This is a genomic window from Dyadobacter sp. OTU695 (genome assembly GCF_038440355.1).
GTDB lineage: Bacteria > Bacteroidota > Bacteroidia > Cytophagales > Spirosomataceae > Dyadobacter.
Genome location: NZ_JASATN010000018.1, coordinates 19,852 through 32,244, shown reverse-complemented (window position 1 = coordinate 32,244; position 12,393 = coordinate 19,852). Strand labels below are relative to the sequence as shown.

9 protein-coding genes and 1 pseudogene are annotated in these 12,393 nt (G+C 48.9%); 4 read left to right on the top strand and 6 right to left on the bottom strand.

What is annotated here, in order from left to right:
- Positions 1-13: 13 nt before the first annotated feature.
- The 3 genes from AAHB90_RS25720 to AAHB90_RS25710 all read left to right on the top strand — a co-directional run bounded on the left by AAHB90_RS25720 (position 14) and on the right by AAHB90_RS25710 (position 3,150).
- A complete protein-coding gene (locus AAHB90_RS25720) occupies positions 14-931 on the top strand; it encodes a helix-turn-helix domain-containing protein (RefSeq protein WP_342088098.1) in 918 nt (305 codons plus the stop codon).
- Between the two features lie 252 nt (positions 932-1,183).
- The gene (locus tag AAHB90_RS25715) at positions 1,184-2,026 is read left to right on the top strand and encodes an SDR family NAD(P)-dependent oxidoreductase (protein ID WP_342088097.1); all 843 of its coding nucleotides are present in this window, start codon (positions 1,184-1,186) and stop codon (positions 2,024-2,026) included.
- A gap of 206 nt (positions 2,027-2,232) precedes the next feature.
- The gene (locus tag AAHB90_RS25710; RefSeq protein WP_342088096.1) at positions 2,233-3,150 is read left to right on the top strand and encodes a helix-turn-helix domain-containing protein; all 918 of its coding nucleotides are present in this window, start codon (positions 2,233-2,235) and stop codon (positions 3,148-3,150) included.
- A gap of 393 nt (positions 3,151-3,543) precedes the next feature.
- On the opposite strand, the gene AAHB90_RS25705 is transcribed toward AAHB90_RS25710, so the two are convergent.
- The 3 genes from AAHB90_RS25705 to AAHB90_RS25695 form a co-directional block, all read right to left on the bottom strand.
- Complete coding sequence (locus tag AAHB90_RS25705) at positions 3,544-3,852, bottom strand: hypothetical protein (protein ID WP_342088095.1); 309 nt, start codon at positions 3,850-3,852, stop codon at positions 3,544-3,546.
- 56 nt (positions 3,853-3,908) lie between these two features.
- The gene (locus tag AAHB90_RS25700; protein ID WP_342088094.1) at positions 3,909-4,319 is read right to left on the bottom strand and encodes a hypothetical protein; all 411 of its coding nucleotides are present in this window, start codon (positions 4,317-4,319) and stop codon (positions 3,909-3,911) included.
- Between the two features lie 327 nt (positions 4,320-4,646).
- On the bottom strand, positions 4,647-5,198 hold the full coding sequence (locus AAHB90_RS25695; RefSeq protein ID WP_342088093.1) for a hypothetical protein: 552 nt from the start codon (positions 5,196-5,198) through the stop codon (positions 4,647-4,649).
- Positions 5,199-5,308: 110 nt separating this feature from the next.
- Between AAHB90_RS25695 and AAHB90_RS25690 the strand changes: the two genes are divergently transcribed.
- Positions 5,309-6,199, top strand: a complete 891-nt coding sequence (locus AAHB90_RS25690; protein WP_342088092.1) for a LysR substrate-binding domain-containing protein — start codon at positions 5,309-5,311, stop codon at positions 6,197-6,199.
- A gap of 107 nt (positions 6,200-6,306) precedes the next feature.
- On the opposite strand, the pseudogene AAHB90_RS32870 reads toward AAHB90_RS25690, so the two are convergent.
- The 3 genes and pseudogenes from AAHB90_RS32870 to AAHB90_RS25680 form a co-directional block, all read right to left on the bottom strand.
- Positions 6,307-6,459, bottom strand: a pseudogene (locus AAHB90_RS32870) (zinc-binding dehydrogenase); the annotation flags it as partial.
- 440 nt (positions 6,460-6,899) lie between these two features.
- Positions 6,900-11,570 (bottom strand): LamG-like jellyroll fold domain-containing protein, encoded by a 4,671-nt coding sequence (locus AAHB90_RS25685; RefSeq protein WP_342088091.1) that lies wholly within the window; start codon positions 11,568-11,570, stop codon positions 6,900-6,902.
- Positions 11,571-11,666: 96 nt separating this feature from the next.
- On the bottom strand, positions 11,667-12,389 hold the full coding sequence (locus AAHB90_RS25680; protein WP_342088090.1) for a DUF3823 domain-containing protein: 723 nt from the start codon (positions 12,387-12,389) through the stop codon (positions 11,667-11,669).
- Between the last annotated feature and the right edge of the window lie 4 nt (positions 12,390-12,393).

The window sequence follows — 12,393 nt, the reverse complement described above, 5'->3', positions numbered from 1 at the left end:
ATTCAGGATTGCCATGAGCAAGCAAGAAATTACCACCGTGCATATCCATTCCATTACCCAACTACATCAATTGCTGGGAATAGCCAAACCGAAACATCCGCTATTCAGCCTGGTTCGGTTTGAAGATTTTTCGAGGAACGAAGTGACGCAGCGTGTCAGGCTGATTTCAGATTGCTATCAGATTACCCTGAAGAAGGATTGCCCCTGCAAATTGCAATATGGCCAGACCACCTACGACTTTGATGAGGGCGTAATGTCCTTTTTTTCGCCCAAACAGATCAATATCGTGGAACCAGGCGGCTTTCTTCCAACGGCTGGTTGGCTGCTGACCATCCATCCCGACTTTTTGAATGGGTCTCTCCTGGCTAATAAGATCAAATGCTATGGCTTTTTCAATTATTCGGTGAATGAAGCCTTGATTCTATCAGATGATGAGCAAAACTCGCTTGAAACTATTTTTGGGCAGCTGCAAAAGGAGATTGACCTACCGATCGATACTTTCAGCCAGGACGTCATCCTCTCCCATCTGGATTTGCTCTTAACCTACTGCAATCGGTATTACAACCGGCAATTCATAACCCGAAAAACAACCAGCAACGATCTATTAAACCGGATGGAACGTCTGCTGGACGAACACTTTTCAAAAGAAACCACGGAGAAAGGGATCCCCACGGTAAGTCAGCTTGCATCGCTGCTTAACCTGTCGCCAAAGTATTTAAGCGATTGCCTCAAACAACTCACCGGGCAAACGGCGCTACAACATATCCATGAAAAGCTCATCGACAAAGCGAAAGAGAAATTGGCGAGTACAGAGCTATCAGTGAGCGAAATAGCTTACCATTTTGGTTTTGAATTTCCCCAGTCGTTCAGCAAGCTCTTTAAAAGTAAGACCAGTCAGACCCCGCTGGAGTATCGGCAATCGGTCAACTAGTGAAGACCCGCGCCCGGGCTAATGTCTCGAAATTAGCGCGCTCATGTCCTGTCGCTTTGCCTCGGATGATATACCATTGCGACTCCGCCCGTATAGATTTTGCCGCGGTCTTTTCTTCTTTGATCAGGCTATTTTCTGAATTTTTAATCAATCGTTGTTTTAGCTACAACAACCGTTGTTTTGATTATTTGGCCGGGTAGATGTACAGCCATCTTTGTAGTGTAATTATTTAACAACTAAAATCTTAAAAAAATGGACACAAAGAAAGTATGGTTCGTAACAGGAGCATCAAAAGGCTTAGGCTTATCCCTGATAAAAAGATTATTGAAAGAAGGCTACAAAGTAGCCGCTACTTCCAGAACTATCGAGAGCCTGGAAAAGGAAATAGGTGCTTCGGCATCCTTTCTTCCCCTGGAGGTAAATATTACAGATGAGAAGAGTGTAAGCACCGCCATTGCTAAAACCATTGAAACATTTGGCGGCATTGATGTAGTGGTAAATAATGCTGGCTATGGACAGCTAGGCACTTTAGAAGAATTGAGTGATCGCGAAGCGCGCGAAAATTTCGAAACCAATGTATTCGGCCTGTTGAATGTAATGAGAAATGTAATGCCGCATTTGCGCGAAAGAAAGTCCGGACATATAATCAATCTCTCATCCATCGCGGGTTTTCTGGGGGCATTTCCTGGCTGGGGCATTTATAACGCTACTAAATTTGCAGTCGCGGGATTGACCGAAGCCTTTTCGGCGGAGGCAGCATCACTGGGTATCAAAGCCACTATTGTCTACCCCGGTTATTTCAAGACCAATTTCTTACTGCAAGGATCGCTTCGCCTGGCTGAACATCCGATTGCCGATTACATAGAAGCAAGGAATCTCGAAGAAATTCATGATACCCAGATTATCGGCAATCAACCTGGGGATCCTGAAAAAGCGGCGCTAGCTTTTATACAACTAGCAGAAAACGAGCAGCCTCCTCTTCATTTCTTTATGGGTAGTGATTCATTCGGAATGGCAGGCAACAAAATTCAGTTGCTCCAAAATGCCCTGAATGAGAATGAAGCTCTAAGCAAATCAACCGACTTCGAAAAATAATTCAGTCGACCATTAAACTGCGAAAACTCAGTCCGGAATTCGATTGCCGGATTGAGTTTCCTGTTAGTCAGATAACGAATTGAAAATTAAAATTACCTTTGGGCGAATGCCTTGCATGAGGGCCTTTATGCTAATCATCTGCCTGATTTATCTAAATATGCTACATTTATGAATCCTTCGGGGTTCACCAAAAACAGAAACGGTTCATGCAGCAAAAACATGTTTATACATTTAACACTCTGAGTGAGTTTCACAAAATGAGTGGACTGCCCAGGCCGGAACATCCGCTGGTTAGCCTGGTGGATTACAGTTTGGTGGAATACCAGACTGACGAAAAGGAAATAAGTTGGTTGCAGAATTTCTATACTATCGGACTTAAGCGGAACATCCAAGGAAAGTTCCGTTATGGCCAGCAACAATACGACTTCGATGAGGGCCTCATGGCCTTTGTATCGCCGGGGCAATTGGTGCACCTTTCAACCGAGAAACCCGAAGTGAAGCCTAGTGGTTTTTTACTGCTTATTCATCCGGATTTTATCTGGAATACGACCTTGGCTAAAAGTGTGAAGCAATATGAGTTCTTTGGCTACGCAGTAAACGAAGCTTTATTTTTGTCGGAGAAGGAAGAAAGTACCGTCACGGCAATATTCGAGAATATTCAGAAAGAATATCATTCCAATATTGACAAATTCAGTCAGAATATTATCATTGCGCAAATTGAGCTCCTGCTGAACTACTGCGAACGTTTTTATCAACGGCAATTCATTACGAGAAAAAAAGGAAATCATCAGATACTGGAACGGCTGGAACAAATACTGGACGGTTATTTTTCTGACGGCAGCCTGATCAACAAAGGTTTGCCTACGGCACAATACATTTCCGGGCTACTACATGTGTCTCCAAATTATCTGGGCAGCCTGCTGAAAGCTCTGACCGGACATACTACACAGCAGCATATTCACAACAAGCTCATTGAGGAAGCGAAGGAAAAACTGTCGACAACAAGTTTGTCCGTAAGTGAAATCGCCTATGATTTGGGCTTCGAGCATCCCCAATCTTTCAGCAAGCTGTTTAAGACCAAAACCAAAGTGTCCCCTTTGGAATTTAGAGCTTCGTTCAATTGACCGTGTCGTTTTCATCCATATGAAAACCCCTGTCATACGCGAATGCCAGACAGGACGCTAAGAGCGCCATAGAAGAGTTCATACTCGGACGTGACAGAGCTTAACAAGCTACCTGGTCGAGTGCCGTCATACTGCTTAAGTATAGCCAAAATCCGAGTGGCTGAATTCTCAGCCCGAGTATACAGGCATGGGCCTACGACATCCAAAGTATCGAGGGCTTTACCGCCAGTTCTTAATGCCGTACTCTATAATAAACAACAAACCTTGTACGCCAGGTTGGGTCAAAGCGCTTCCTTAGCGAGATTTCCCTTCGATGCACTCAGCGACACGAGCATTCCTTCGGGACGGGTGGCCGCACCATTCCATTGGTATTTGTCAATGTTTAATGCGCACTTATATCGTGGTCACTTCATGGTATCGCATCATAATTTCATCCTGATGTAGCAGCTTTTGAAGCCTCAATTTTTGTGCTTTCCAATAAGCTAAGTCCACGTCCTGCATCATGATTTCGTAAATGATCATTTCATCTGCTACAAGAGAGCTGCCAGATTCCTTCCAGAGACCTTTAACGGGTGAGCGGCTATAAATTGTTATCCCACCGAACTTTATCGCCAGTGCGTCACGAAGGTCTGTGAAGTAGTGTTCAGGGAAAAGACCGCCGTTCTCATCCTTGATCGGCAACAGCATTTGGAGTAGTTTCATGTCAGTTCTCTAAATGTGAATGTCTGTGAGGATATGTGACCCGATGACGATCACCCCTAGTTAAGGTTTAAGCCGACAGTGAGCCCCAGGTATGGCTTTTCCTGGTATATCCAGTATTTTCTATTACTATCCAGTAAATGATCAATGCCCAGTGCGAGCCCGAAATTCAGCTTCTCTACTGCCATCAGTATGCAAACCGCCTTCGACCAGATAAAGCCATCATATTCCACATTGATGTTGTTATCTGTAACCCATGGATTGAGCGGTGTCACCCCTATGCCCGTTGCCAGCCCGGCTGAAAAACCAAGATGCGTTACGCGTTGTTGGAGCCTACCGATCGGGTTGCTTTTGTAAGACAATTCGTAGGTGTCATTTCGGTATCCTACATACAACGCGCCATTAAGGTGGTTGCTCAGTTGCGGTATAAACCTGTGTTTTCTGCCCACCCATCTTTGTATTGTAGACACCGTCAGTCATGTTATACTTTGGACTGTTTTTCAGGGCGCTGCAGGAGGCTGTCATCACCGATACTGCAAAAACAAGTATAATCCTGGTCATAAAGTCACGCGATTGTTTATGAGTAGTTGAATCAATTTGCAATCGAAACGATATATCCAAGTCTGTTACATGAAGTCCGATTGGTCCACTTGTTGCATCGCAACAAAGATGTGCCAGTGTTAGGCCGGGCAGGCATTACTAATATAATTCTCGGATCTAACAAAACTACTACCTTAACTTTCTTTCGTTGGCGCGCGACAAATACGCAGTTGTCGAAGCCGCCCAGGGAATGGCCGTCAGATCACATAGCTCCCTGTAAGGGCTTTGCGTTCAATACTTTTGGCAAAGAGAGGGGTCTCTTCTTCATTGTGCAGTCCGGACGCCAATTGCCTGGCAGCCGCCGCCTGCCCGAGTGTAATCCCATTTGCTGCAATGAATTCCAGGAACTCAGGTGTTGCAGTGGCATGGATCTCGTTGGTATACTCGCATGTATCGTCGTCGATCCGGGTAGCTTTCAACTCCCAGAGCACCTGGACTTTAGTGCGGCCATTCTTTCCTATCACATCCGATTGCGACAACATACGGCAATAGTCAGGCCTGAGCTGCGTAGCGACATAATGCTGTACAACGAGTGCATCACCGATCATTTCTACATTGATGGACATCGGCTGGCCGTCGTAGGTGCTGGTTATGCCTGCAGCAATATGGTTGACGGAGCATTTCTGGTATTCGGCATCGGGAAGATTCAATAGCCAATCGGCAATATCGACTTTTTCAAATGGCGCGTTAATAATTGCTTTGGCCACTACATGGGATAAAGCGTTGGCGGGAGTTTGTCGGATTTCCATGATCTGTTCTTTTTTTGTTGTTTGACAGGTCAAAGGTCGAACAGATATATTAATTGTCTAAACTCATTTTTTCAATAAACTTCATCGATAAAAACGATTAACTTGCCACCATGGAACTCCGACAGCTGAAATATTTTATCAAGGCAGCCGAGCTGCAAAACTTTACCAACGCGGCAGAGGTACTGTTCATAACGCAGAGCACACTCTCACAGCAGATCAAGCAATTGGAGGATGAGCTCGGCATCCCTTTGTTCGACAGGATTGCGAAGCGCGTAAGGCTAACCGAAGCGGGCACCGCCTTTCTGCCTTATGCGAAAAAGACGATAAAGGACGCCAAGGATGGTCGCGATGTGCTAACCGACTTAATGAACCTGAATACCGGAGCTCTGAATATTGGCCTGACCTATGGATTAAGCGAACTGCTTGCCAGAGCGATTACAGGCTTCAGTGCCGAGTATCCCGGCATCAAGCTCAACATCAGCTTCGGCACCACAACCGAGCTCCTCGCGCAGATGGAAGCAGGCGGCTTGGACATGATCCTTTCGTTTTATGAAAAAAACAGCAACGATCGATTGACGACCGACCGGCTTTTCGTTTCCCACCTTTCGCTGATCGTGGGGAGCAAGCACGCCATCGCCAAAAGGAAATCGGTAAGTATACAGGAGCTCTCTGCGCTTCCGCTGATCTTGCCATCAAACGGTTACAGCATCCGCAACCATCTCAACAAAGTGCTCGGCGAGCATGACCTGACCCCGGCACCGGTTATGGAGATCAACGATATCCACACCCTGCTGAAACTGGTGGACCTCGGCGGATGGGCCACCGTATTGATGAGCTCTACGATTGCCGATCAGCCGCAGCTTAGGGCGGTAAAACTTACCGGAGCCGACATGGTCAGGCGGGCGACTATCACCTGGCCCAAAGATGCGTACCGAAAAAAAGCCGCTACCCTATTGGCCGGTTTTTTGTTACTGCATGCCGCAGCCTATGAACTACCTTGATACTCCCGTCATCCAGTAATCTGGCCAGTTGCGCCAGTTGTGTCCCGCTTGATCTTACCTGCACGGATGATACGTTGATCCCAAGTTTTTCGGCTTCTGCCCCACCCTCAAAACCCAAAGGATAAAACCGGGAATAATGCGCCACCACGCTTCAGCGTCTTTAGAAAACGCCCGGTTGATGCACCACCGACCGTGTCCACGACCAGGTCAAAGTCCCGGACAACATCCTCTGCCGCTGTTTTCGTGTAATCAATGAATTCATCTGCTCCGAGTTCCCGTCCGGCGAGATAATGTTAGCTGACATAATAAGGTAAAATTGACCGAGGTGATTTCCTCGGTCAAAGTGAACTATCACATCTAACTATCCTCGCCTGAAAAGGTAAGTACATTTGCCAAGCTACGGTTACTACAAAGAATTCGTTTCGGATAAATCAGCGTACGATTAGAATTAGGCCATTGAGCTACACCCAAGAAACGAAATCATAGTGAGTGCGATATTAGAATTAATTGATACCTATCTGATACAGGTAGAAGATAGATATCTTGTATGTAATTCTGTTCAATTCATCCCGTCAAAGCAACTACTGGCCGGAAAACAAAATGACTTACCTATAAGTACAACTTCAAATAACGTCCCGATAGAGAAATGAGGCCGCCCAATCAGGATATGATGAGCGGCCCTGTTGCATACTTCGCCTTGCTATTTCTTGACAACTTTGACGTGATAATTGCCGGTCGGCGATATAATATTTAACTGGTACAAGCCAGTCGGTAAGGCCTTCATATTGAAATCCAACCTGCCCTCGTTTGACCCTGTTAATCGATCTTCAAGCACGAGCCGTCCACCGGTAGTGAATACCCGAACATGAACCGTCGACGAGGCCGTTTCAGGCAACTCGATTACCACACGCTCGGAGGTTGGGTTCGGATAAGCATTCAATGAATGACTGATGCGATTGTCGATCGCAATAATCCGACTGAAAGTAGCCTGACCACCGATGTCAACCTGTTTAAGCCGGTAGTACGATATACCATTCAAAGACTCGCTATCCAGCCAATCATATCTATTTTCAACAGATGTTGTTCCATTTCCTTTGATTTTGCCAATCACCTGAAAGTTTACCGGCCTGCCCGACGCTCGCTCAACGGCGAAGTAATCATTGTCTATTTCTTCGGCCGTCCGCCAGCTAACACGGTTGCCTTCATTGGTGGCCTTACCTTCAAAGGATATTAGCTTAACAGGCAATGGGCTTTCCTGCACCAGGGCTGTGATCTGCTGATCGGAAAGCGCGTAATTATAAATGCTGAAATCCTCATAGGCCATATCGCTGTACGGGTCGTGGCCCCATTGGGAGCGGCCAAGATAGTTTTGATTGGTCACGCCCAGGTCGCTCGGTTTAAGATTAGCCTGCTGATCTGTGAAAATCAACGCCCCGTTCAGATAGACTTTGAAAGTGGTGCCGTTCTGACTGATCGCCAGGTGTACCCATTTGTTCAAAGGGACGGTGTGAGGAATAAACAGCGTGTAGTCGGCTGAGGAATTCCTGATCTGGTAGAAGATGTTGCTATCCGCCTTCGGAGCGAATGCCATGTATGCCCCCGTGCCGGTGCCGAAGTCAAACAGCCGCGCGTAGTCGTCCAGATTCTCGGGCAATTTTACCCATGTCGCAATCGTGAAATCAGAAAGTGTACTCACCAATCCGGGTTCAAGTTCAACATAGGATCGGTCCGTTCTGGATAAAATCACGCCGCCGCTTCCTGGTTTGGAAGCTGCCGTTCTGCCGTTGCCGGCATTGCCGCCTGTCCATGCACCCCCGTTCTTCAGCTGTCCGTGATAAGCGCCCCAGTCGTCGTACGCTCTGGTGCCCTGGTTTTCATCGAAAGCATAATGTGCCTGTTGACCCTGCATTGCCTTTCCTGATAGCACGCCGGACTCGACAACGCTACCCACTTCGTTATGGCCCACGATCTTGTAATAATTGGCATTTCCGTTAGGCACGGCATCTGCATGCCGGGTAGCAGATAAATTGCTGGCAATGCTTTCAAAATTTCCATCCGCCGTCTGCGCACGCAGCACATCGTAAGTTACGCCAAAGGCGGGATCCCAGGTCAGCGTGATTTTGCCGTCGCCATTGGCCACATGCGGATTTCGCACCTCCGCTGGATCGACTACCAGGTACTGGAATGATTCGACTTGCCCGGCCGACAAAAGCAGCCACCGCTGCGCCTTGGCAGCATCGGTAAAATCGAATGCCTGCGTTCCGGTTGTTCCGTCTGCTTTCGCCGCAAGTGTAGGCGGCGACATGTTGCGTTCAGGACTGACAATCCAGTACGCTTTGGCGGAAACGCTGTTTCCTTCGTCACCCAAGCTTGTGTTATACCGGGCACCCATCAACTGGAAAGATTGCGCTGGCGAAGCGGGATTAGAGGCGCCGAGACCAATGCCATTTTCCATTGTCCCCTGATAGGTGAAGAACTTGCCCGTTGCCGCGTTTTTGATCTGGTAGTAGCCTGTCGCCGGATTGAACTGGAAATACCAGGCGGCGTGGTCGTCATTCAGTGCATTCGGCCCGGTCAAAGGTTTATTCACAAGTTGCCCTGCCTCATTTTCTACCAGAAAGGAGGTATAAAGCCCCATCTTGTCGTCTTCCACTTTGATGTAATATTTGGTATTGTCAGCGTAGTCAAAGGTGTAGGCCGGACTGGCAAAACCGCCGGTGGGCGGCAGCCCGTCCTCTCCGAGGCCCTGCGTGATCAATGCATTGGCCGTGTAAAGGAATTCGCTACCATTGTCCTCGTGGGCACCGTTGATGCCGTAAGGCCACATATGTACCCCGTCCCCGGTCATGAATGCATCAGGATTGTTATCTAGGAATTGAAGTACCTTGTTGGCCCTTTCTCCTAACCATCTGCCTCCCGATCCTCCTTCCCGCAACGGGGAAGATGGTCCGTACCATATCCAATGCTGTCCTACGCCCACGGTGTGGTTCATTTCGTGCAGCGTCGTGCCTGTCCTTTGATAACTTGGGTTAGCGCCGAACTGCATGTAGCCGCCATAGCTCGCTTCGGCGGTTGGCGTGCCGGCGTTGTAGTTCACCGACAAATGGTGCCCGGTGATGCTGGTCAGGTGGTTATAGTAGAAAACACCGGATTCGACGGCGCTTGCGATGCGCGGATAATTTTCGCCGCTATTGGTGACACTTCCCTCCAATTGGTAGGTGACATTGCCCTGGGGGATCGTGATGACCTTGACCGCATCGCCATAGCCTACCGCATAATCCGGGCCAATGGCATATGCGCGGATGTAATACACGGTTGCAGGCTGCAAATTCTCGATCCGGTAGATCAGGCCATTATTCCAAAAGCTCTTGGTTGTTTTTTGATCGAAAATCGTCGGGTCTGGGTTGGTACCGTAGCAAAAGCCGTGTTCGCGCAGGTCATCCATGCTGACACCGGAAATCGTGCTACGACCAAAGGCCATCGTAGCACCCCGCGCAAAGCGGGGATCCGTTGTCACGACAGGAGGCGTTCCCGCCGAATTGGCCACACGGAATGCGAGAATGGCCGCATAAACGGCTTCCGGTGCCGATTGCACATCAGAAAGCTCCGCATCGAGATTGTTCGCAAGAGCCTGGTTGATGTCAATGACATCCCGAAGCACCGCCGCTTGATTACCGCTTCCGTCGCCATAAACTGAGTTTGCACTATCGAGCGCCGCTTGAAGTTTACGGTATGCGTCGATGGATATGACAGCCGAAGCAATGGCTGTCTGTAATTGCACAATGCGCTGTGTCAGTACCTGGTCCGGATTGTCCTGTGGCAATGGCTGCTGCGCTGTGGCGACCGCGCTTTGCACCGCGTTACGGTCGGAATTCTTCATCTTTGCCGCGAGCAATATTTGAGCGGAATCCACCAAAGATTGCAATTTTTCCTGCATGACGGCCCTGGAATATCCCTTGAATTGCAGCCTGAAATTGTCCAAACCAGCCCAGTTTCCCTGAGAGTTTTCCGTTTTGAAGCCGATGGTTGCTTTGCCTTCGATCACCAGAAAGTCCACGGCATATTCACCCAATACGCCGACCTCTTTTTGCCCGTCATTGCCGAAAATGAAAGCGCCGGGTTGGCCGCCGACAGGGTTTTGAGTAATATTCTGCCCTGCTGCCATCAGCGTATACTTGCCGTTGGGCAGCCCGGTAACGACCTGCGAAACGCTCACATTCGGCAAAGGAGGAGCCCCTACCCATTTTTCTACGTAGAGGTTACCCTGTTTGTATGCTCCCAGCCCATCATTGCCCTGTACCTGCATGCCGTTGTTATTCCAACCGGAAAGCGAAGACTCGAAACTGGGATTGGCGATGTATTCGGTCATCTCCAAGGGAGCGTCATCGGAGGCATTGGCCCGCTTGTAGGCAAGAATGGCCGCATCGATTTGGCCGGGTGCCGCCAGAATCTCGGAAAGTTCCGCCTCGAAATTATTCGCAAGGGCCTCATTGACGTCGAGTACTGCAAGCAACGTGGCCGCCCCTTCGCCGTTCACACTCCCGTAGGCTTGCTTTGCGGCATCGACGGCCGCTTGCAGTTTCGCGTATGCCTCAACAGATATTTTTGCCGCTTCTCCGGCCGTTTGCAGTTGTACAATTCGCTGGGCCAGCGCATCGTCAGCACCCTGTTGCGGCAAGGGTTCCTGAGCTGCGGCAAGGGCAGCTTCAAGCGCGGCCCGATTGGTATTCTTCATTTTTCCCGCCAGAAGCACTTGGGCCGAGTCGATCAGAACCTGCAACCGTTCCTGCATCGCCGGGGCATCGAATCCTCTGTACAGCAAGCGGAAATGATCGCAGCCAGTCCAGTTTCCCAAGGAGTTTTTAGTTTTAAAGCCAATGGTCGCCGTCCCATCTACGACCAGGAAATCTACCGAATATTCGCCTTTCGCCTGCACTTCGGTCTGCGCGTTATTTCCAAAGATGAATGCACCGGGCTGCGGGCCGAATGGGTCCTGCGAGATATTTTGTGCGCCAGCCGTCAAGGTATATGTGCCGTTGGGCAGGTTAGCAATGGTTTGTGACACGCTCACATCGGGCAACGGCGGTGAACTTACCCATTTCTCAATGTAAGTATTTCCTTGCCGGTAAGGGTCCAGGCCGTCGTTACCTTGTGTGGCCATTCCATTGTTGGTCCAACCCTCAAACGAAGATTCAAAACTTGGATTAACGATCTGGTCAGTCATGTCGACCGGATCGGCATTCGAAGCATGATTTGCCGCCGTTCTTGCATTCAAGTTCGCAGCCGGTAGCTGCTGCGCTGCCGCCTGAAGACTCCCGATGCCTATAAGCCGGAATAGCACCAGTAGAGAGAATAATCTGATGTGTTTCATATGTATTAATTTGATGGTGAATGCATACCAATCCTGCCAGGACTGCGCAGTGCAGTCCTAACGGATTAGGATACTAACAAATAGATGGGTGGCCGGTTATTGCAGTTTGACCGTCTCCGAATAGATCATATCTGAAACGCCGGCTGTTTTCACACCGATTCTGGCGAACAAATGTCCCGTTCTTTGCAGGTTCGCTTTCTCGACGACGGACAATTCCTTCAAATTCAACGTCACCGTGTTGGTGCCGGGGGTGATGGTGGTGAATGACTTCTCGTAAGCTTTGGACAGATTATCTACGATCGCGGTCGTTCCGAGCTCGACTACAATGCGTTCCAGCTCCGCTGATGCCACAATCTGTTCGAGCTTGAAAGTCGCGGTCAGGGTAGAATCGGCAAAGGAATCTTTGAAATCCGAAATCCAGAAATAAGGCGTCACCTCGAAAGCCAAATCGCGCTTTTCCCCATTCAAAGAGAAACGAACCGTGTCCATATTGGGCTGCCACGGACCTCTTCCGGGGGTCAGCGTGAGGTAATAGTCTCCATCGAAGGCATTTACCGTGAAGGTTCCGTCTTCTTTGGCAAATACTTTTACAAAACCCTGTATCCAGTCGCCGCCGGTCTGGTGCAATTGAAGCATATTGGAGCCGGTAGCGTCGGAAGCCGTCGACATGAGTTGCATCGGTTGACCTTTGTAAACAAACCGACCGGAAACAATCGAACGAGGGTAATCCCAGTTATCGATCTCCGTGCTGCACCCGGGCAGCAGAACAGTGATCAGTAAAAGCACGAATATCGCTTTGAAGATTGATCGAATAGCCATAGAG